The organism is Micromonospora sp. NPDC049047, assembly GCF_040649135.1.
Lineage (GTDB): Bacteria > Actinomycetota > Actinomycetes > Mycobacteriales > Micromonosporaceae > Micromonospora.
The window spans coordinates 1-21,702 of sequence record NZ_JBEZEY010000026.1; the positions used below are offsets into that span (position 1 = coordinate 1).

The window sequence follows — 21,702 nt, forward strand, 5'->3', positions numbered from 1 at the left end:
CCCACGCCGCGCGTCCGATCGCTGAGCCCCGAGCAGGCAAAGGGCCTCGAATTCGGCCGCCCGGGTCACCCGGGCGGCGGCGCGATCCTGGGCCTGCGGTCCGGACGCGCAGGCCCGACCCCCGGGAGGGTAGAGTGATCTTCGTCAGCCACGAGAGGAGGTGAGCCCGGTGATCACCAATCGTCATTCCTGGGCGCTCCTCTCGGCCGTCCCCCTCAGCTGACCTGTCGCGTCGGGGAGCGCCCTCCTGTTTCGGAGGACCAATGTCCAACTCCCCATTCCGCATCGACGTATCCGATGCGGTCCTCGACGACCTGCGGGCCCGACTGGCCCGTACCCGTTTCACCGACCGCAGTGGCCACCAGCCGTGGCAGGGTGGCGTCGACCCCGACTATCTGCGGGACCTGGTGTCCTACTGGCAGGACGGCTTCGACTGGCGTGCGCGTGAAGCCGAGCTGAACGCGTACCCCCAGCACCTGGCCCTCGTCGGCGGCCGGAAGCTGCACTACCTGCACGTCCGGGCGGCGCGCCCGGCCGGTACGCCCACGCCGTTGCCGTTGCTGCTGAGCCACGGCTGGCCCAGCAGCTTCGTCGAGATGCTGCCGCTTGTCGACCGGCTGGCCGACCCCGACCGGCCCGGCGGCGCGTTCGACGTGGTGGTGCCCTCGCTGCCGGGCTTCGGCTTCTCGGAGGTCCCGGACGAGCCGGTGACCCGGGCTCTGCTGGCTCGGACGCTGCACGAACTGATGACCGACGTGCTCGGCTACGAGCGTTACGGGGCCTTCGGCGGCGACGTCGGTGGTGTGGTCACCGGCTGGCTCGGTGCCCTCTACCCGGAGCAGGTGGCCGGCATCCACATGATCCATCCACCGTTTCCGGCGAACTTCGACGACCGTCCACTGTCGGCGGCCGAGCAGCTGTACCTGGACGCCGAGGCCGCGTACGACGAGACCGACGGCGGTTACAGCGCCATCATGGGCACCCGCCCGGACACCCTCGCGGCGGCGCTCGCCGACTCGCCCGCCGGGTTGGCCGCCTGGCTTGTCGACAAGTACCGCGACTGGAGTGACAACCACGGTGACCTGGGGAACAGCATCGATCGGGACACCCTGCTCACTGTCATCACGCTCTACTGGGTGACCGACTCGATCGGCTCGTCGTTCCGGCAGTACGCCGACTTCGACCACAACACGGCACGCCCGATGATCACCGTGCCCGCCGCGTTCACGGTGAGCACCGAACCCGCGCAGACCAACTTCCCCCGCTCGATCGCCGAGCGGGCCTGCACCGACATCCGGCACTGGAGTGAACCCGGCCGGGGCGGGCACTTCATGCCACTGGAGGAGCCGGACCTGTTGGCCGCCGAGATGAGGCAGTTCTTCAGCTCGCTGCGCCGGTAGTCGCTGTTCTGCACGGCGGCTGCTCCGGTGTCCTCGCCGGAGCAGCCGCCGTGCGGCCTGTCAATTCTCTCCTTTCGGGTGCAAAGGGATGCATCGATCCCGCGAGCGTTGCCTGTCACGTACGTGAGCGGTTGTACCGCGTGTGACCGTGACCTATGTGGCCTGCGCCCCCTGGCGGATCGCCTGGGCCGAGCGCGAGAACGAGCGCCGGCAGCGCGCCTACCGCGACGCCACCGACGCCTGGCTGCACCGCGACGACCACCTGGTCCGGCTCCGCATCGAAGCGGCGAGCTTCCTCGGGTGTACGCAGCCCCGCACCGGCCTACCGGTGGACCTCTACGACGACGAACTCGTCTTCCGCGTCCTCCCCGTCGCCACGCTTGTCGAGGCCGAGGCGCGGCACGTTCCCGGCCTGCCCACCCCGGGTCCGTGCGACCTCGCCGACACTGCCGACGAGGTGCTGCCGGCGGGCCTGCGGGCAGTCGGCACCGGCATGGCCGTCGTGACCAGCCACCGCGTGGCCTTCGCCGGCGGTGGGCGCCGACGCGAGTGGCGGTACGCGGACCTGCTCGGCATGGCCCACCACCCCGACGTGCCGGTCACCCTGCTGCACGACAACTGTCGACTCGCGGGTCTGCTGGTGCCGGCCAGTGCCGCAGTGAACTTCCGGTTCTACCTCACCCTGGCCGCCACCGAGGATCGCGCCGCCGTCACCGGGCAGGTCGACGCCCTGCTGGCCGCGCACCGGGCCACCCCGCCGGAGCCGCTGCCGACGGTCGCGCCGGCCGACGCGCCGCTGTCGGCAGTACGCCCCGACCGCCGGGCCCTCGCCGTCGCCGCCGTCGCGACAGTGGTGTTCGCGATGCTCGGCCCCGGCGCGGTGGGACCACCGCAGGCCGGCCCCCTGCGACGGGCGGAGGCGGCGACCATCGTGCCCGTGCGGAACTCCGCCGTGATCGGCCCGCTGCGGGCACCCGCCATCCTGGCACCGCCGAACCCGGCCATGCCGACCCGTCCGGCCGAACCGGCCCGGCCGCCGAAGGCCGGTCCGGTGCGCCCCGCCGCACCGGCCGTCGCGGTGGCTGTCCCGCTCCCGACCTCCGCCCCGGTGCCGTCCACCGTGTCGGTGCCCCTCAGCGTGCCGGTGCCCTCCGTGGCTCCCGGCCCGTCCGTCAGCGTGACACCGACGCCCACGCCGGCACCAACCGACCCGGCCACGGCCGCCGGGCCCGTCGTGTCCCCGCCCACGCCCACCGCGCAAGCCGCGACAACCACGCCCAACCCGGCAACGCCGTCGCCCTAACCCGCCGCCTCGTGGATCATGGAGTTGTGGTGGGTGGCAAAGTGCTCGTATCGCCCTGCATCGGACGCCATGACTCCATGATCGACGAGGACTGACCGTCGTGGACGTGGTTGGGCTCGGGTTAGGTTGTGGCGTTGAAGTCGGGGAGGGTGAGGGAGCCGTCCGGGCCGAGGGTGAAGCCGGGGTTCCAGGCGATCTCCCAGACGTGACCGTCCGGGTCGGCGAAGTAGCCGGCGTAGCCGCCGTAGAACGTCTCCCGCGCCGGTTGGGTCACCTCGGCGCCTGCCTTGCCCGCGGTGGCCATCACCTCGTCGACCTCCGCCCGTGAGCGGACGTTCTGGGCCAGGGTCATGCCGCCGAAGCCCCCGGTGTCCGGGTTGGGGACGCCCGCGTCGGCGGCCAGCTTGTCCCGGCTCCACAGCACCAGGGCCAGGCCGCCGGCCTGGAGGAAGACGGTGTCCTCGACCTCCTGGCCCTGCCAGCCGAGGTGCGCGTAGAAGGCCCTGGCCCGCGCCAGGTCCGAGACGCCGAGGGTGATCAGACTTATCCGCTGCTCCATCCTCGTAACCTAACGCCCGATCAGTCGGGGGTGCGGCAGACGACTCCGACAGAGTTGCCGGTAGACCAGATCAATCCGGGGAATCTACACTCTTCTCTGTTAACGCTCACACTCGTCCCAGTGCTGAGGCAGTAACGCCATGCCGATGTGACGATCGGCGCCCGCCGGCTGCCCCTGGTGGCCCCACCGGCCGGCCATGCCCTGGGCCAGCTCGACCGAACCCAGGGAGAAGCTATGCGAACAAGGGCACGATGGCTCGCGACGCTCGCCGCGCTCGGTGTCGTGGTCGCCGGAGTGGTGACACCCACCGGCCCGGCCAACGCGGAGTCCAACGGTGGGGTACGGGTGATGCCGCTCGGCGACTCCATCACCGAGGGCACCCAGGTGCCGGGCGGCTACCGCATCGGACTCTGGCAGCGCCTGGCCACCAACCGGTACACGGTGGACTTCGTCGGCTCGCAGTTCAACGGGCCGGCCAGCCTGGGCGACCACGACCACCAGGGGCATCCCGGCTGGCGCATCGACCAGATCGACGCGAACATCGTCGGCTGGCTCAACACCCAACGGCCGCAGACCGTCCTGCTGCACATCGGCACCAACGACATCCTGCAGAACTACAACGTCAGCACCGCCCCGAACCGGCTCTCCACGCTCATCGACAAGATCACCAACACCGCGCCCACCGCCGAGGTGTTCGTGGCGCAGATCATTCCGATCTCCAACAGCGGCCAGGACGCGGCGGCCCGCACCTTCAACGCGGCGATCCCCGGCATCGTCCAGAGCAAGGTCAACGCCGGTAAGCGGGTGCACCTTGTCGACATGCACAGCGCGCTCAGCACCGCCGACCTGATCGACGGCGTCCACCCCACTGCCGGCGGCTACGACAAGATGGCCGCCCGCTGGTACAGCGCGTTGCAGTCGGTGCCCGGCAGCATCGGCAACCCGGGCAGCGGCGGTGGACAGACCACCGCCACGATCGTCGGCACCCGGTCCGGCAGGTGCGTCGACGTCCCCGGCTACTCCACCACCAACAGCACCCAGGTGCAGTTGTGGGACTGCCACGGCGGCACGAACCAGCAGTGGACCTACACGGCAAGCAAGGCGCTCACCGTCTACGGCAACAAGTGCCTCGACGCCGCCGGCAACAGCACCGCCCCGGGCACCCAGGTCACCATCTACGACTGCCACGGCGGGACGAACCAGCAGTGGAACGTCAACGCGAACGGCACCATCACCGGAGTGCAGTCCGGCCTCTGCCTGGACCCGTACAACCAGGGCACCGCCAACGGCACGAAGCTCGTCCTCTGGACCTGCACCGGTCAGACCAACCAGCAGTGGAGCCGCCGGTGAAACGGCCAAGCACCGCCAGATGGCTGACGGCCGCGCTCGCGGCGGTCCTCGGCCTGGCCCTGGCGACGACGACACGGGACGCCGCCGTCGCGGACAGCCCGTACCAACGGGGTCCGGACCCGACCCCGGCCAGCGTCGCCGCCACCCGCGGACCGTTCGCCACGGCGCAGGCGACGGTGCCCGCCGGCAACGGCTTCAACGGCGGGTACGTCTACTACCCGACCGACACCAGCCAGGGCACCTGGGGTGCGGTAGCGATCGTTCCCGGCTACTCCGCCCTGTTCGCCAACGAGGAAGCCTGGATGGGGCCCTGGCTGGCATCCTTCGGGTTCGTGGTGATCGGCATCGAGACCAACAGCCGTACCGACGGCGCCGACGCCCGCGCTACCCAACTGCTCGCCGCACTTGACTACCTCACCCGAACCAGCCCGATCCGCGACCGGGTCGATCCCAACCGGCTGAGCGTCATGGGCCACTCGGCGGGCGGGGCCGGAACCCTCCTCGCCGCCCTCCGGCGGCCGACCCTGAAGGCGGCCGTCGGCCTCGCACCCGGCACGCCCGGCAACAACCTGAACATGTCCACCACCCGGGTCCCCACCCTGCTCCTGTCCGGGCAGAACGACGGCACTGTCACGCCCTCCTACGTGCAGGGCATCTACAACACGCTGCCGGCCGACGTGGAACACGCCTGGGCGGAGTTGGCCGGCAACGACCACCTCTCGTTCACCAGGTCGAACCCCACCGAGATGCGACTGTTGATCCCCTGGCTCAAGATCTTCCTGGACAACGACACCCGCTACACCCAGTTCCTCTGCCCACTGTCGAACAGCAGCGGCGTCTCGCGGTACAGCGCCACCTGCCCCCTGGTGCCGTCGGATGTCCCGACGACCCCGCCCACGACCACACCACCACCCACGACCCCACCGCCCACCACTCCGCCACCCACGACGCCACCGCCGACCACCCCGCCGCCCACTGGCGTCGCCTGCACGGCGGCCTACCGCACCACCAACTCGTGGTCCGGCGGCTTCCAGGGCGAGGTGACGGTGACCGCCGGCACCGCCGCCATCAACGGGTGGACCGTCAGGTGGACGCTGAACAGCGGCCAGAGCATCACCCAGGTCTGGAACGGCACCCTGAGCACCAGCGGCTCGACCGCGACGGTCCGCAACGTGTCCTACAACGGCTCGCTGGCCGCCGGTGCCACGACGACCTTCGGCTTTCTCGGCTCCGGTGCGCCAGCCGCCGCATCGCCGACCTGCACAAGTCCATGACCAGCCGGAGGGCGTGAACGCCGCGCCCGAGCGCTTTGTCGTGGTGAGCGATATACCTGTGGGCCGTGTCTTCGACTCACAGGTATATCGCCGATTCAGGTCACCGCGCTCTGACGACAGATGAGCCGCGTCATGCGACGGGAAGCGGAGCCCTCGTTGATCGCCGCGCCCGTGGTCGGCGACATGTCACGCCAGTGTCGAGGCACGCGGCGAGGCCCGTCGACAGCGCCTGACCAACACGGCGCCCGGCGCTCTCGGCGGTGGGTCGACGCCAAGCCGATTGACGACACGCGTCCAGCTGACGCTCACCGACTACTGAGCAACCCATAGCATCAATGCTATGGGTTGGGGTAGCGTGGAGCTGGAACCAGAGGTCCGAGACTGGCTGGAGGAACTGTCAACCGCAGACTTCGCTCGAGCGGTGTTCCGCAAATCGCGGATGCGGGAAGACCGGGAGGTCGAACGGGCTCGACGCGCGTTCGAGCGGTGCCTGGCAGAGCAGCACATCGTGAACGAGGGGGCAGAGCGATGAGTGATCGCCTGGACTGGAACGACCTGCGTGAGCGCCGGATGGCGGAGCCCGGGGCGGCCGAGACGTACGAGGCCACCCGGATCGCCTTCGAGCTTGGGCAGGAGGTGCGCCACCTGCGGGAAGGGCACGGCTGGAGTCAGAGCCAGTTGGCCCGCGTCGCCGGCATGACTCAGTCCGCAATTGCCCGCTTCGAGGCAGGCGGGACCGTGCCGACCCTGCCGGTCCTGGAGCGGCTAGCCAGAGCCTTGGATCGGCGACTGGACGTCAGGTTCACTCCGAACGCGGACGCAGCCTGACTGCCGGCGCCTATCGCGACCGGCGGCAGACGTCTTCGCGTACGGCGGCCGGCGGTCGTTGATCTAGGATTCCAGGTCATGCGGGAGTTCTTCACGGTCGGCGGTCGGAGGCTTTCGTATCTGGACTTCGGTGGCTCGGGTGCTCCCCTGCTGGCTTTGCACGGGCACTACAACGAAGCGTCGGCTTTCGCGCCGCTGGCGGAGGCGTTGGCACCGCGATGGCGGGTGATCACGCTCGATCAGCGTGGGCATGGAGAGTCCGATCGTGCCGAGAGCTACGAGCGGGAGGACTACGTCGCCGACGTCGCCGCGCTCCACCGACATCTGAAGATCGGTCCCGCCGTGGTGCTGGGTCACTCACTCGGCGGAGTGAACGCCTACCAGTACGCCAGCCGGCACGCGGACCGGGTCACCGCCCTGGTCGTCGAGGACATCGGAGCAGTCGTGGACTGCGACTGGTCGTTCACCACCACCCTTCCTCGCCGGGCGTCATCCCGCGAGGCGCTGGCCTCGGTCCTGGGTACGGCGGCTCCCTACCTGGAATGTTCCTTCCGCCAGTCGACGGACGGCTGGGGCTTCTCCTTCGACATCGATGACACGGTGGCGTCCCAGAAAGCGCTCAACGGTGACCACTGGGCGGACTGGATGGCGGTGACCTGCCCCACCCTGTTGATCCGCGGCACGCGTAGCGATGAACTGACGGCCGCCCACGCCCGCGAGATGGTCGCCCGTCGCCCCGGCCAGGCCCGACTTGCCGAGCTGCCAGCAGGTCACGTGGTGCACCACGATGCCGAGGCGCAGTTCGCCGCCGAGGTCGGTGCCTTCCTGTCCGAGCTTGCTTGAGCCGGGGGTGGTCAGCGTCGAGGTGTCGTCGGCTCGGGCGGGAGCGGCGACGTGCAGGCTCGCCAGCGCGGCGGGACCGACGGCGGCGGTGACGCGGAGGGCGCGCACGTTCACGTCGTAGCCACTATGGACGGAACCAATGCCTATTCCTACGTCGCGGCCGACAAGCGGCTGCAACTTCCCTGCGATGAAGCCGGCCGGGCGCTGAGGGACAGCGCCAGCAGGGAGCCCGGTACTAAGCTCTCGTCTGGCCGTCAGCATGCGACTGGCCGACACGGGGAGGTGTCATGCGGCGTCGCCAACTGCTGGCGTCCGGGGTGTTCGCGGCGATCGGGCTCAGCGCTGGGGAGCTGTTGAGAGCTACCCCGGCCGCCGCCGAGCCGGCCGTGCTGAAGAGCGTCGGCGTCCAGCTGCCGGTGGACGACCTGCGGGCGATCGAGCTCGACGAGGCGCGCGGCCGCCTATACCTCGCACAGGGGGTTGGTGGCGCACTGCCGCTGGTGGTGACCGACCTCGACGGCCGCCTGCTGTCCCGGGTCACCGACGTCGCTGACATTTCCGACCTCGTCCTCAGTGCCGACGGACGAATCCTGTACGCGGCCCAGGGCTTCAACCGGATCATCGCGTTGGATGCCGCCACGCTCACCATCGTCGCCAGCTATCCCGCACCCGTCGGCGCCCACCTGTACACGGTCGAACCGACCGGCGAGAAGGTCGTCGGCGGGTTCATCGACGCCGGTATCGGCTCCGGCGGTCTGCTGGTCTGGTCCGCGCCCGAAACCCCGCCGGTGGTCTACACCGCGGGTCCCAACTACCACCCGATCATCGACGCCAGCCCCGGCGCGCCCGGTCTTCTCGTCGCCGGGGACACCGGGTACTCGCCCGTCACCACGTACGTCATCGATGTCTCCGGTGACAGCCCGACGATCGTCGCCCAGCGGGATTACACCGGTAGCAACCTCATCGACTACGCCGTGAGCCCGGACGGCACCGAAGTGGTGGAGACGGTGGGCAGCCCGTACGAGCACCACTCGTACCGGCTGCCGGATCTCGCCGACGCCAACGTCTATCCGAGCGGCGTCTATCCGCAGGACGCCGCCTGGTCCGGGGACGGCTCGACCGTCGCCATCGGCCGCGCCTTGACCGCCTCCGGTACCGCCGATGTCTACCTCTACGCCAAGGGCAGCACGGTCCCGACGTACGCCGTCGACTTCCGCAGCGACGACAGCCTCTGGGCGGGCACGCTGCTGGTGAACCGGGACGGCAGCCGGGCCTGGGCGGTCACCTCGTCCGATCCCTACCAGGAGACTCAGCTGCTGCACTCCTTCGGGCCGGCGCACCCGCCGACGCCGCCGGTCACCGACCTGGCCGTCACCGCCCAGCTCGGCAGCGGCAGCAAGCAGACCGCGCAGCTCACCGTGACCTGGAGCTCGCCCATCGGTGCCGACAACTACTGGTGGATCACCGCGTCGACCAACGGCGGGGCCGAGCGGGAGTTCTGGCGCGGCAAGCTGGACGCCAGCGGCAGATACACCCTCACCTACTCGCTGCCGCGCGGCGCCACCATCTTCACGGTCCGGTTCCGCGACTTCTACGAGTTCTACCCGGACGGCTACGCGACCGCGACGCTGCAACGATGAGCGCGCCCGGAAACTCCCGCAGCCCCTGACGGCCAAGCATCCGAAAAGGAGTGGCGGGCGACTGTAGTCTGCACAGCGGGTAGCGGAGACCACCCACAAGAGTGATGGGGTGCGCGCCCTGGGCGTTCCAGGCCCAGACGACTGTGGTGTCGAACGCACGGGGGGAACCATGTTCGAGCGGCTGGGCAGATTCGTTGTGGGCAGAGCGTGGTGGGTGATCGCCGGGTGGGTGGTGGCGGCGGCGGCCATCATCGCGACCACACCATCGCTGAGTGACATCACCTCAGCGGATCAGGAAAGCTTCCTGCCCCGCTCGTACGAGTCCGTGCAGGCGACCGAGCTGGGGCAGAAGGCGTTTCCGCAGCAGGCCACCGCGACAGCGGTCATCGTGGTCAAGCGCGCCGACGGTCAGAAACTCACGCCGGCGGATGAGGCGAGGGTGGGCCAGCTCGCCCAGGCGCTGAAGGCCAAGAACATCCCGCACACGTCTGGCTACCTGACCGGTCCGCAAGCTGTGGCGCCGGACAAGTCGGTGCAGATCGTCAACGTCGGGCTGGACGCCCCCACCCCCGACGACCCGACGCTGCTCGACGCCGTCCGCGATCTGCGGGCGGACATCGGCCCGGAGCTTGCGAACAGTGGACTGACCGCGGGCGTGGCCGGTGACGTGGCGAGCTTTGTCGACAACGAGGACACCTTCAACAACGCCTTCGCCGTGGTCGGCATCGCGACGATCATCCTGATCATCGGACTGATCCTGATCATCTTCCGCAGTCCCATCGCCGCGCTGCTGCCCGTGGTGGTCGTCGGTGTCGTCCTGAGCATCACGACGGGTCTCGTCGCCGCCGCGGGCAAGGCATTCGACCTCAGTGTCAGCCAGGACCTGCAAACGATCCTGCTGATCGTGCTGTTCGGCATCGGCACCGACTACATCCTGTTTCTGCTCTTTCGCTACCGGGAACGGCTGCGCGCCGGCGACGACAAGCGCACCGCGATGATCGTCACCGTCCAGCGGGTCGGCGAGGTCATCACCTCGGCCGCCGGAGCGGTAATCGTCGCGTTCCTCGTGCTGCTCCTCGCCTCCCTGGGCTTCTTCGGCTCGCTCGGCCCGGCGCTCGCGATCGCCGTCGGCGTCATGCTTGTCACCTCGCTCACCCTCGTCCCGGCGGTCGTCTCGCTGCTCGGCCGGTACGTCTTCTGGCCGTCGAAGGCGTGGCAGCGTACGCCCAAGGCCACCATCTCGCACCGGCTCGGCACCACCGTCGGGCGTCGGCCGGCACTCGTCGCGGCGATCTCCGGAATCATCCTGGTCGCGCTCGCCGCAGGCGTGCTGAGCTACAAGGCCGACTACGACTTCAGCGCCGGCTTCCCGCAGGACACCGAGTCGGCGAAGGCCGCGCAGGACCTCCAGCGCGGGTTCGCCGCCGGTGCGCTCGCCCCCACCGAGGTCTACCTGACCACAAGTAACGGGTCACAACTGACCGAGCAGCAGGTCAACGAGTTTGCCGCGGCCATAGCGAAAGCCCCGGGTGTGGGCCAGGCGCAACCCCCGGAGCGCAGCACCGACCCGAGTGTGGCCCGGGTCAATCTGCTGCTCAACGAGAACCCGGTCTCCAACAAGGCGATCAACCTTGTCCGCGAGGACCTGCGCGATGCCGTACACGCGTCGGCCCCGCCCGGCACCCGGGCGCTGGTCGGCGGGACCACCGCGATCTTCGCGGACATCAACTCGGCGAACAACCGCGACCTATCGGTGATCCTGCCGGTCGCAGCCGGCCTGATCGCGCTCATCCTCGCGCTGCTGCTGCGCAGCCTTGTCGCACCGATCTACCTGGTGATCGCGGTGCTGCTCAACTTCGCCGCCACACTTGGCGCCACCGTCTACCTCTTCCAAGGGCTACAGGGCGAGCCCGGTGTCACCTTCCAGTTGCCGATCATCCTGTACCTCTTCGTTGTGGCGATCGGGACCGACTACAACATCCTGATGATCGCCCGACTACGCGAGGAAGCGCGGGAAGGCAACGAACCACACGAGGCCGCCGCCATCGGTGTGCAACACGCCGGCCCCACCGTCGCGGCAGCCGGACTGATCCTGGCCGGCACGTTCGCGGTGCTGCTGCTCGCTCCGATCTCCTTCCTCCAGCAGATGGGCTTCGCGGTGGCGATCGGCATCGTGCTGTCGGCGTTCGTCATGGCGATGTTCTTCGTCCCGGCGCTGACCGCGCTGATCGGGCACAAGGCGTGGTGGCCGGGCCACGGCGACGAGCGGCCGGCCGGCGGGCGACACGCCCGCGCCGTCGACCAGCCGAGCTAGCGGAACCGCACCGGCAGGAGACGAACCGAATACCGCTCGACCACCCCCGACCCACCGTCGGAGCAGCACTAGGCGGCGATCGTGCGGGCGGTGGCGTAGACGTCGGCGGGTAGGGCGTGGTCGAGCCGCCAGAGAATCCGCATCGGCCGGTCGCCGGTGTGCGACTCGTACGTCATGGTGCCGGCATAGAGGTACGGCGGCGCGCCCAGGTCCCGGTCGGCGATCCGGGTCTCCCGGACGAACAGGTGCACTGCCGAACCGCCCGACGTGTAGCGCTGCCCGGTCGCCGACGCCGCAGAGGTGGTGCTCTGCGACTCCCACTGGAACAGCGTGTCGGTGATGGCCCGGTCGGCGTACATGGTGGTGGGGGAGTAGTGCGCTTCGGACTTCACCAGGGTGACGAAGAACAGGTCGGCCTGGGCGTCGGGCAGCCACTTCACGCCCTCACGCAGCGACCCCGGGTTCGCCATCCCGAAGGCGGCGCACGCCTCGTTGCGGCTGTACCGGGCGTGCACCCGCAACGGCACCGCCCCGGCAGCGAGCGTGGGCGTGACCCGGTGGATGCGGTCCCGCAGCACCTCGGCGACCTGCCGCAACTCGCCGCAGCGCGCCGGTTCCTTCCACAGCCGTGCCAGCCGCTCGTCCCGCGTGGCGAGGGGTGCGTTCGGCCCCCAGAGGCTGAAGTGCAGCATGTCCAACAGTCGGGTGTCTCCCGCGTACACCTGCTGACCTGGCGCGGGCGGTCCGGCCGCGACCCGGGTCAGCAATTCCAGCCGGTCGACGTCGTCGGTGTGCAGCATGCGACCGATGGCCCGGCCCAGGTCCCGGTCCTCCGGGCCGGGCGCGGACGTCTCGATGCCGGCGAGCCGGCGCAGGCCGGTCCAGCCGCCAATGCTCGCCGAGCGGTACACGTCCTCGATCTCCAGGCCGGTCTCACGCAGGAACGTCGCCAGGCTGACGTCACCGAGTTGCCGCAGCTCGGCCACCAGACCGGCTTTCGAGGTGGGTAGCGCGCTCTTCAGGTTGGCGAGCACTACCTCCTTCGCCACCCGGTCCAGCTCGACGTGGCAGCCGCTGGGCAGGCTCGGGAAGTCGTCGCGGACCGCCTCGGTGATCGCCCGCCGGCTCACCCCGGTCAGGGCACGCCACCGCAGGTCGAAGCGGAAGTTGGCGTGCTGCCCGCCGATGAAGTCGAGCACCGTGAGGCAGGGCTTGTCGTCGTCGAGGCGCAAGCCACGACCGAGCTGTTGCAGGAAGATGGTCGCGCTCTCGGTGGGGCGCAGCATCAGGATCGTGTCGACCATCGGCAGGTCGACGCCCTCGTTGAACAGGTCCACTGTGAAGAGCACCCGCAGCTTGCCGGCCTTGAAGTCCCGCAACAGCGTCTTCTGCGTCAGACGGTCGACCCCCGAGGTGACTGCCGCCGCCGGCACGTCGTGCTGGTTGAACCAGGCGGCCATGAACTCCGCGTGCTTGATGCTTACGCAGAATCCGAGCGCTCGCATCCGCCCGACATCCACCTTCTCGCGCACCGCACGCAGCACTGTCCTGGCCCGTGCATGGTCGGCGGTGTAGAGGGTGGTGAGTTCGGTCAGGTCGTAGCCCTGGCCGCGTTTCCAGGTGACGTGCGACAGGTCCACGTCATCGTGCAGCCCGAAGTACTGGAACGGCGCCAACAACTGCCGCTCCAACGCGTCCCACAGATGCAGCTCAACGGCCGCCCGGCCGTCGAACCACCGGCGCACGTCGCCGCCGTCGGTCCGGTCGGGGGTCGCGGTCAGTCCCAGGAGTACGCGCGGACGCAGCCGCTCCAACAGCCGGGTGTACGTCGGCGCCTCCGCGTGGTGGAACTCATCGACGATCACCATGTCGTACGCCTCGGGGTCCACCTCCCGCCGGTGCAGCGACTGGATGGAGGCGAAGACGTGCTTCCAGCCGCCCGGCCGCTCACCCGCGACAAGCGTTTCGCCGAAGCTGCCGTCGCCCATCACCTGCCGGAACGTGGAAAGGCTCTGCCGCAGGATCTGCTCCTGGTGAGCGACGAACAGCAGCGAATCCACCCGGTTGTTGCGGTGCAGCCGGCGGTAGTCCAGCGCCGCGACGACGGTCTTGCCGGTGCCGGTCGCCATCACCACCAGGTTGCGCCAACGCCCGTGGACCAGTCGCTCGGCGTCCAGGTCGGCCAGGATCTCCGCCTGGTACGGGTACGGGCGCACGTCCAGGTTCGAGATCTCGGTAGGCGTCTGGTCGCGCCGCTCGCCGCTCAACGCCTGCCGCAGTCGCTCAGCATCTCGGGTCGCGTCGTACGCCTCGAACGCCTGGTCGTTCCAGTAGTCCTCGAACGTCGCAGTGAACGTGTCGATGACGTGCGGTTGCTCCATGTTCGAGATGCGCACGTTCCACTCGACGCCGTCGACAAGCGCGGTCTTCGACAGATTCGACGAGCCGACGTACGCGGTGGTGGTGCCGTTGGCCCGGCGGAACAGCCACGCCTTGGCGTGCAGGCGGGTGGTCCTCGTCTCGTACGACACCTTGATCTCGGCGCCCAGCTCTTTCAGGCGGTCGAGCGCCCGCTGATCCGTTGCGCCCAGGTAGGTCGTGGTGATGACGCGGACCTTGCCACCCCTGGCGATCAGCTCGCGGAGGGCCGGCTCGACGACGCGCAGCCCGTACCACTTGATGAACGCGCAGAGCAGGTCGACGCTCTCGGCCGACGCCATCTCGTGGTTGACCTCGTGGCCGATGCGGGGCTGGTGGCGGCCGTTGACAAGCAGGGCGCCGGTGGCGAGCGGAGTGGTGGGGCGCTGCGGGAAGGCTGGCAGCGCCGGTGGGGTTGGCGGGGCCGCGATGGCGTGGAGCAGGTGCTTGGCGTCGGTCACCTGGTCCTGCTCTGTTGCCGCCTTCGGGCTCAGGGTGGCGATGGCGTCGGCGATCTGGTTCGCCAGGTCGACCTGGTGGTGGAGCTTGTCGTCGCCGTTGGGGACGGCTTGGAGGGCGCGGGCGGCCAGGGCGGCGATGTGCCGGGCGAGGGTGTGGTGGGCATCGGCGGGGTCGAGCTTGTGGTGCTGGATCAGGCCGGGATCGACGTGTTGGAGCTGGTTGGCCAGCTCGCGAGTGATGAGGTGCTCGTAAACACCTCGCTCAAGATCCGTCATCCGGGCACCCTAACCACGGCGCACCTTCCACGAGTGACGACTCACCCAACGCGCAGTGCGGGCAGAAGGCCGACTGATTGCAACCGGTCGTACGCTAGCTCGATATGTGCGGGCGTGAAGAGGCGCGCCTTTCGGCCACTCCAGGAACGAACCCGCTCGGTTAGCTCGTCTAGATCGTCGGTTGGCGGATGCGATGTGGCCGCGTAATGCACAGTGGCCAAGAGTTCCAGGCTGTACGGTGCCTCGAAACCGTCGGTCAGCACGGCTAGCTGCGCCAAAGCCTCGGTCGCAGCTCCGCCGTGAGCTCGGGACCAAGCCGCAACGGCGTCGGCGGCGCCAGCAGTCAGCCTGATGGGTTGTAACTCTTCGACCCGTGCTGAACGGTCGCCGAAGCCAGTCAGGTAGTGACCTTCGAGTCGGTCGAGAACATGGTTGAGGCTCTCGGCGTACGGGCCATATCTGCCCCGAGCGAACTGCAACCGCAACGGCTGCCCGAGCACCTGAAGAAAATAAGCGATCTTCTGAATCTCCAGGACGGTGACGCCATCGCGTGGCTCAAGTCTGCGTGCTCGGCTCAGGTAGTGGTCGATGGCATGGATGAGAGTAACGCGCCCCGGGGTCAGCGGCGGTGCCTCAGAACGGCTCGATTGAATCACCGGCGGCTCCTTACCGGGAGGGAAGATCGGCGAAGGGGGTCCAGCGGGCCGTCGGATCATTGTGTCGTACCGAACGGAGGCGGTTGGTGAACTCGCCCGCGACACTCGGCCCCGTAGTGAGAAGTGGTACGGCAGCTGCGATCATCTTCAGCTCCCGCGCATCTCGCAGTAGTGGCCAGGACGGGTCGGCGGTGACGTCGAAGCCATATGCGGTGGCCAACGCGCCGTGTGTCCCTGATCCTCCGAACCTCGCCTCGCCGACCGCTACCGCTGCTAGGTCGACCTGCCACGGGCCGATGCAGGTGGCGTCGAAGTCGCATAGGACCGCGCGGCCCGACGACTCCCGGAGGAGATTGCCGGCGTGGGCATCCCCGTGGATCAGTGTCAGCGTCCCTCCGTCGACGAGGGTCGCGACTTCCGGCTCCAGGCGGTCACACCAGTCAACCAGGAAGTCCCGGTCAGGCTTGCTGAGTCTGTCCGCGTCGGCCAGCCGTCGTCGTGCGTCGCCCACTGGATCCCAGACGGGCAGAGGAAAGGGGGGCCGGCCGAGATCATGGAATTCCCGTAACACCTTGCCGAGGTCTTCGACGTTCGGGGCGGGTGGATGCGGTGGGACGAACTGCCAAACCGAAGCGACCAGGCCCCCGACCTCGATCGGCTGCTCGACGTCGTCCGCTAGGCGAATCGTCGGCGCGTCGATCTCAGCGAACCAGCGCGCGAGCTGCACCACCTTCGTGACCCTGTTCCGCAGCTGGTGGGTCCGGGCGATTCGAACGACGAGCCCGGCGTCGGGCAGTGCGAACACGGCGTTGTTGGTCAACCGCAGCAACTGGGCATCGTGGGTCGAGACGTTCAGGGTTGCGGCGACGGACCGCACCGCCGCGGTCATCGTCTCCTCGGAGAACCGCCCGTTCATGCGGCCGCCGCAGATCGAGCGGTAATGGCCCGCTCGAATGCGGCTACCTCGGGAATCTCCCGGTGCCGAGTGAGATCGCGACGCAGACTGACCACCCGATCGAGCACCCGCCTGGAGCTCATTGCCTGTTCCTGCTTCAGCACCCGCACGCCCACCGCAAGAGCCTGCTCGGGCTCATCGGCCAGGAACAGCGCGCTGCACAACCCGACCTCGTTGAGTACGGTGCTGCGAACGTTCGCCGCGCCAAACGCAGCGATGGACTCCCTGCCCCAGCGCACCGCCTCGGACGCGTGCCTACGGTCCCGCCGTGCCATGTCCCGGTAAACGCGCCCGTACTGGGCGAACAACTCGCCGCGGTCGTAGAAGCCCATCCACGCCGGCTCGCGCTCCTTGTCGATGCGCTCGAACTGGTCGCGCGCCTCGCCCAGGGTTCGCACGGCAGCCTCGTGGTCACCGAGTGCCGCGATCGAGGCAGCCTGGGCACCCAACAGCAGGGCGCTTACCGCTGGCGTTGCGTGCGACCCGAGCTGCGCATGTGCGATTTGCAGAGTCGCGAGGGCATCCCGGTTGTGTCGGAGGTGTTGAAGTTGCTTGACCTGCGCGTACCGAATCATGGCGACGAGTGCGGCGTTGTCAGCAGTCAACGCGGCGCGCTCCCCGGCGACGAAGTGTCGCTGCGCGTCGTCATGCCTTCCCGCGTCGAGCGCAGTCCAGCCGGCGAGCTGCCGGGCTGTCGCCACCGCTGCGATGAGCGGCGGCGCGAGCGCAGCAGGATACGACCAATCAAGCATCCGATATACCGACTCAGCGAACCGGGCCACCTCCCGATAGAGCAGGCCACCACCACATTCACGGTCCACGGACCGGTACAGCTCCAAGACTGCGTTCAGTCGAGCGACATCCGCCGTGCCGATACGCCGAGGCTGGACGAGCTCGCAACCGCTGAGCAGGCCAGCGCCCGCAGCGACAGCGGCGATGCCGGCCAACAACGCCCGTCTACCTTCGTCCGGCCCAGCGCTCTGCGGCTCCATTGAGGCGGAGGTACTTTCGGCCTTTGCAACCGACCTTTGAGGCCGCCCAGGGAGCGCGAACCATAGGCAAGAGGCTGGTATCCCGAGCAGCTTCGCCCAGTGCGCCAGGCGATCCAGATGTACGAGCGGTGGGCCGTTTTCCACCCGGCTCAACTGGGCCTGCGTGATCCCCAACCACCCCGCCACCACGGTCTGCGGTAACGCGACCCGACCGTGGTACGGGTGGCAGCGGTACGCGCGGATCACCCGCCCCAGATGCCGCTCGGCCAGCGCCAGCCGCACCGGCTCGTGCTCCCAGAAGCTCGCTGGCACCACCGGCGGCGCGCTCAACCGGTCCCGCTCGGCGGCCTGGCATGGCGCACACCGTCCGCTGTCGTTGTCCCGGGCCAGCCGTCCGCCGCACCGGGGGCAGTTCGTGTGGGTCACGGGCGGCTCCGTCCGTCCAGATCAATCGAACCTCTCCATTGAACACGCTGCGTGGAGCGCTGATATACGCACAACGCATATGGTCAGAGGGCCGCCGGAGAAGCGAACGGACTACAACTGCTCAGGATGGGCGCGCCGCCCGCAGCGCCTCGATGACCGCATTCCAACGCTCCGGGCCGTGCGTCGGGTCCAGCGGCTTCCCGTCCGCGACGGCGACGCCGGCAGCGCGCAGCACCGCCAGGTGACCCGCGTACGCGGGATGCGCGGCCAGTTCCGCCTTGACGTGCGGGAAAGCGATGATCGGCAACCCCGCCCCGAGCGATTCGTTGAGGACGCCGAGCGCCAGCGTGTCGTTGATGCCCAACGCCCACTTCGTCACCGTGTTGAACGTGACCGGCGCCGCCAGCACCACGTCGGCCGGCGGGTGCGGCTCGGGGTCGCCGGGCATCCGCCACTCCACGCGTACCAGATAGCCGGTCTTGTCTTGCAACGCCTGACGGTCGAGCCACGGCGCGGCGGTCGGGCTGACGATCATGCAGACCTGCCACCCGTCGGCGATCAGGAGGTCGACAAGCTCGTCGATGTGTTCCGCCGGTCCTGCGGCGCAGACGACCAGATGCAGCACCGGAAGTTCCGTCATGTCCGCAGTCTGCCCGATCCGACAGTCCCGACGTCGCCCGCATACCGATCGCGCATGCCGCCGATGATCACCGTGACATGCCGTCGTACCTGGTCAGCCGCGACAGTCGAGACATGGCCCGGGGCGGGTGCCTTGTCCCGGGGCTGCGCCGGCCCTCAACGGCACAGCTCCTCCCGCCCGCCCCGGTGCCAGCCCATGAGTCAACGTCCTGGAGCGAGCATGCCCGCTGTGATCGACGACCAGCCAGCCCGCGTGAGCCTGACCGCCGTCTGGGAGTCGGTCGATGTGCGGGCCGCCGCCGACTTCTGGTGCACAGTCGAAGACCGCCGACCCGGGCTGCTCCCACACCGCGACGCGCCGCTGTTCTTCACCGCGCTGGGCCGCCTCCTGGTCGGCGGTGACGACTCGGCGGGCCGGGCGGCGCTGCTCCTGGTGCTCGGCCGCGCGTACCGTCATTTCGACCTGCTCCCGCACACCACCACCATCGGCGACGCGCTGCTCGCGACCGTGGCCCGTCACGCCCACCCACTGTGGACATCGCAGCTCGCCATCGCCGCCGAGCGCGCCCTGTGCCAGGCCACGCAGGTGATCCGCCGCGCCACCGCGCAGGCCGGCGACGGCCCGGCCTGGTGGCACGTCCAGGTGATCGACCACCACCGGCCGTCGCCCGACATCGCCATCCTGACGGTACGTCCCTGGCGGCGACTGCCCTTCCAGCCAGGTCAGGCGGTCCCGGTCTGCACCCCGCGCCTGCCGGGGCGCTGGCGCTGGCTCTCGCCGGCCAACGCCCCACGCGCGGACGGCACCGTCGAGCTGCATGTCCGCGCGGTTCCCGCCGGCGCCGTCTCCCACCGCCTGGTTCATGAGGTACGCCCCGGCGAGCTGCTCTGGCTCGGCCCACCCGTCGACACCGGCCTGAGCCTCGATGAGACGAACACCAACGATCTGCTGCTCGTCGCCGGTGGCACCGGCCTGGCGCCGCTACGCGCCCTGGTGGAACAGGTCGCCGCGGCACCCGACGGCCGGCGGGTGACGCTGATCGTCGGCGCGCGCACCTTCACCGACCTGTACGACGCGATCGCCCTCGACAAGCTCCAGTGCGCCCACAACTGGCTGACCATCGTGCCGGCCTTGTCCGACGACCCCTTCGCGGAGCCGGCCGAGCAGGGCGATGCCCTGACCATCGCGCTCGACCATCACCAGCCGGGCCAGGACATCTACCTCTGCGGCCCACCCGCGATGCTGGCCCGTGCGCGATCACGGCTGCTCGCCGTCGGCGTTCCCGCCACGCACATCCACCTGCCCACGAGCTTCATCGGCTGATGGCTGCCTGCAACTCCGACGAAGGTCTGCGAGTCGACAGAACGAGGTGATCGTCGGCGTGTCGAGCCGATTGGGCTCCTGGGGCGTGCCCTGAAATGGTTGATGCCTGTGAGGCATCAAAATGCCTCACAGGCATCACGCTCGTCAGGACAACGCGGCCGGACATCGCCGGTCGCCGGCCGCGCTCAGGAGGACATCGCCGAACTCGCGTACCTCGTCGACGTCCCCCGCGGCGCGCATTCACCTGGCCGAAGTCTCGTTGGGTGGCGGTTGTTGAGCGCAGCCGCAGCGTGCTAGCCCAGTAGTGTGCGCGCTCGCTGGCTCGGCTTCAGCGTGGTGACTTTGAACGGGCAGCCCTTGTCGGTAAGCAATGTGTAAGCCTTGATGGCCCGTTCGGCGGCGTCGCGGGCTTGCTCGGTCGGGGTCATCCCCCTGCCGCGATTGCGGAAGAGTGCGCCGTAAAACGCCGAGCAGAAGACGCCACTTTCGTGCCAACCGATGATGGCGGACGTACCGATGTAGGTCACTTCCCCCTGAAGGCAGTCTCGGACCGCCTTCTGCCACACGCCGGTGCCGGTCTTGCAGCCATCCGCGATGATGGCACTCGTCGAGATGCCCTGGCCCTGGCTTGCCGCAGTCTCCCCGAGCTGCTCGAGTGAGATCTCGACGTTACCGTCCGTACTACTGAACGTCGGTGTGATCGTGTGGTCGCCGTGGGCCATGACGTGCAGGACGTCGCACGACCCGGTGAAGGCCGAAAGCACGGTGCCGGGGTCGCGTGATCGCACAAAGTCGATCTCCACTACGGGCTCGGTGGAGCCGGCGTTGATGTTTTGCAGTGTCGACTGCACGAAGGTCATCGCCGCGTCGAATGACGAGTCCAGACCGAGGTCGAGCAGGCTTACTCTTCGAGCCCTCATCTGACGCCCTTCTCCTGACCCGATCGCCGGGTGCCGCAGAGACCGACCGTATTCGGTATGCGCCAATCCACAAGCGGCTGATTGGTGGGCTGCGGTCGAACAACCAGAGCGGCAGAAGGGTGACGCTTCGACGAGCGATATACCTGTCAGGAGGAGGTGTCGCCGAACTCGCGTACCCCGTCGACGTCCAGCGTGATCCAGTCGTTCTCGATCCACTGACCGGTGGGGGCGAGCCAGCTCGGGTCGTCGCGCTCGTCGATGTCGCTCCAACTGTGCCGGTGGTGCCGTAGCTGGATCGGCCCGGTCGACTGGCCCGGCGCGAGTGTGCCGTCGGTGAAGGTCAGCTCGACCCAGCCGGGGACCGGTGTTCCCGGGGCCGGGTACGGCGGCGCTGGCGTCGCCAGCGCGGGGGGTGCGCCCGGCGGGACGAAGAACTGCACGGTCTGCCGGATCCGGTCACAGCCCAGTGCGGCCCAGTCGCAGTTGGGCACCAGCGAGGTGTTGCCGCCCTCGAAACGCAGGTGGTAGCGCACCCGCACGGTGCTCAGGTCCAGCGGTCCGGTGCCGGTGTTGGTGACCTTCACGAGGTGCTGGATCTGGTTGTTCGTGGGTGACCAGTCGAGGTTGAGGTAGCTGACCGTCGCGTGGCCGCTGGCGGTGCGCACTGTGGTGGTGGGTGAGGTGTCGGAGTAGCCGCCGAGCGCGCGGGCGGCGACCCCGATCCGGTACGTCGTGCCGGGCGCCAGGTCGGTCAGGGTGATGGTGGTCTCGGTGGTGGAGCCGAGGAAGCGGTAGGTGTTCGGCCCCAGCGGCACCTGCACCTCGTAGTTGATCGGCTGCTCCGCGCCGGGCTCGACCCAGGCGGAGGGCGCCCAGCTGAGGGTGAGCTGATGCGGTGCGTTGGCCACGACGGTGGGGGTGCCGGGGGTGCTGATCGCCGGACCGTCGGCCCGGGCGGCGTTGACGGCGAGCAGGCTCGCCAGCGCGGCGAGGGCGATGGTGGCGGTGACGCGGCGAGCAGGCATAGCCGAATGGTAGGCACAGGCATCGATGCTCATGCATCGTCCGCCGGTCCAGTGTGCGTCGCCGACGGGCCCAGTCCGTTACGTGACGTAGTCAAGTTG

The 21,702-nt window shown here is 69.0% G+C and carries 17 protein-coding genes; 9 read left to right on the forward strand and 8 right to left on the reverse strand.

The window, feature by feature from the left end; translation table 11 throughout:
• Nucleotides 1-263: 263 nt before the first annotated feature.
• Both AB0B86_RS28745 and AB0B86_RS28750 read left to right on the forward strand, forming a co-directional pair.
• Complete coding sequence (locus AB0B86_RS28745) at nucleotides 264-1,400, forward strand: epoxide hydrolase family protein (protein ID WP_357420187.1); 1,137 nt, start codon at nucleotides 264-266, stop codon at nucleotides 1,398-1,400.
• Between the two features lie 142 nt (nucleotides 1,401-1,542).
• Nucleotides 1,543-2,703, forward strand: a complete 1,161-nt coding sequence (locus AB0B86_RS28750; RefSeq protein ID WP_357420188.1) for a hypothetical protein — start codon at nucleotides 1,543-1,545, stop codon at nucleotides 2,701-2,703.
• A gap of 121 nt (nucleotides 2,704-2,824) precedes the next feature.
• Here AB0B86_RS28750 and AB0B86_RS28755 read toward each other — a convergent pair whose 3' ends face one another.
• On the reverse strand, nucleotides 2,825-3,262 hold the full coding sequence (locus AB0B86_RS28755) for a VOC family protein (protein ID WP_357420189.1): 438 nt from the start codon (nucleotides 3,260-3,262) through the stop codon (nucleotides 2,825-2,827).
• Nucleotides 3,263-3,496: 234 nt separating this feature from the next.
• On the opposite strand from AB0B86_RS28755, the gene AB0B86_RS28760 reads away from it, so the two are divergent.
• The 6 genes from AB0B86_RS28760 to AB0B86_RS28785 all read left to right on the forward strand — a co-directional run bounded on the left by AB0B86_RS28760 (nucleotide 3,497) and on the right by AB0B86_RS28785 (nucleotide 11,511).
• Nucleotides 3,497-4,612 (forward strand): ricin-type beta-trefoil lectin domain protein, encoded by a 1,116-nt coding sequence (locus tag AB0B86_RS28760; protein WP_357405118.1) that lies wholly within the window; start codon nucleotides 3,497-3,499, stop codon nucleotides 4,610-4,612.
• On the forward strand, nucleotides 4,609-5,886 hold the full coding sequence (locus AB0B86_RS28765) for a cellulose binding domain-containing protein (RefSeq protein WP_357405116.1): 1,278 nt from the start codon (nucleotides 4,609-4,611) through the stop codon (nucleotides 5,884-5,886). The genes AB0B86_RS28760 and AB0B86_RS28765 overlap by 4 nt, the downstream gene beginning before the upstream one ends.
• 528 nt (nucleotides 5,887-6,414) lie before the next feature.
• Entirely contained in the window at nucleotides 6,415-6,714 is a 300-nt protein-coding gene (locus AB0B86_RS28770; protein ID WP_357405114.1) for a helix-turn-helix transcriptional regulator, read from the forward strand.
• A gap of 78 nt (nucleotides 6,715-6,792) precedes the next feature.
• Entirely contained in the window at nucleotides 6,793-7,557 is a 765-nt protein-coding gene (locus AB0B86_RS28775; protein WP_357420190.1) for an alpha/beta hydrolase, read from the forward strand.
• Between the two features lie 287 nt (nucleotides 7,558-7,844).
• Nucleotides 7,845-9,197 (forward strand): hypothetical protein, encoded by a 1,353-nt coding sequence (locus tag AB0B86_RS28780; protein WP_357420191.1) that lies wholly within the window; start codon nucleotides 7,845-7,847, stop codon nucleotides 9,195-9,197.
• A gap of 169 nt (nucleotides 9,198-9,366) precedes the next feature.
• Nucleotides 9,367-11,511 (forward strand): MMPL family transporter, encoded by a 2,145-nt coding sequence (locus AB0B86_RS28785; protein WP_357420192.1) that lies wholly within the window; start codon nucleotides 9,367-9,369, stop codon nucleotides 11,509-11,511.
• A gap of 68 nt (nucleotides 11,512-11,579) precedes the next feature.
• Here AB0B86_RS28785 and AB0B86_RS28790 read toward each other — a convergent pair whose 3' ends face one another.
• From AB0B86_RS28790 to AB0B86_RS28810, 5 genes are all read right to left on the reverse strand, one after another.
• The gene (locus AB0B86_RS28790) at nucleotides 11,580-14,666 is read right to left on the reverse strand and encodes a DUF3427 domain-containing protein (RefSeq protein ID WP_357420193.1); all 3,087 of its coding nucleotides are present in this window, start codon (nucleotides 14,664-14,666) and stop codon (nucleotides 11,580-11,582) included.
• A gap of 41 nt (nucleotides 14,667-14,707) precedes the next feature.
• Nucleotides 14,708-15,322 (reverse strand): hypothetical protein, encoded by a 615-nt coding sequence (locus AB0B86_RS28795; protein WP_357405104.1) that lies wholly within the window; start codon nucleotides 15,320-15,322, stop codon nucleotides 14,708-14,710.
• A 10-nt stretch (nucleotides 15,323-15,332) separates the two neighbouring features.
• On the reverse strand, nucleotides 15,333-16,238 hold the full coding sequence (locus AB0B86_RS28800; protein ID WP_357405102.1) for an aminoglycoside phosphotransferase family protein: 906 nt from the start codon (nucleotides 16,236-16,238) through the stop codon (nucleotides 15,333-15,335).
• A complete protein-coding gene (locus AB0B86_RS28805) occupies nucleotides 16,235-17,695 on the reverse strand; it encodes an XRE family transcriptional regulator (RefSeq protein WP_357405100.1) in 1,461 nt (486 codons plus the stop codon). Before AB0B86_RS28805 ends, AB0B86_RS28800 begins: the two co-directional genes overlap by 4 nt.
• A 121-nt stretch (nucleotides 17,696-17,816) precedes the next feature.
• Nucleotides 17,817-18,335, reverse strand: a complete 519-nt coding sequence (locus AB0B86_RS28810; protein ID WP_357420194.1) for a flavoprotein — start codon at nucleotides 18,333-18,335, stop codon at nucleotides 17,817-17,819.
• Between the two features lie 219 nt (nucleotides 18,336-18,554).
• Between AB0B86_RS28810 and AB0B86_RS28815 the strand changes: the two genes are divergently transcribed.
• Nucleotides 18,555-19,658, forward strand: a complete 1,104-nt coding sequence (locus tag AB0B86_RS28815; RefSeq protein ID WP_357420195.1) for an FAD-binding oxidoreductase — start codon at nucleotides 18,555-18,557, stop codon at nucleotides 19,656-19,658.
• 293 nt (nucleotides 19,659-19,951) lie between these two features.
• Here the strand turns inward: AB0B86_RS28815 and AB0B86_RS28820 are convergent, their stop codons facing one another.
• A complete protein-coding gene (locus AB0B86_RS28820) occupies nucleotides 19,952-20,578 on the reverse strand; it encodes a hypothetical protein (RefSeq protein ID WP_357420196.1) in 627 nt (208 codons plus the stop codon).
• 146 nt (nucleotides 20,579-20,724) lie between these two features.
• On the reverse strand, nucleotides 20,725-21,603 hold the full coding sequence (locus AB0B86_RS28825) for a cellulose binding domain-containing protein (RefSeq protein ID WP_357420197.1): 879 nt from the start codon (nucleotides 21,601-21,603) through the stop codon (nucleotides 20,725-20,727).
• Between the last annotated feature and the right edge of the window lie 99 nt (nucleotides 21,604-21,702).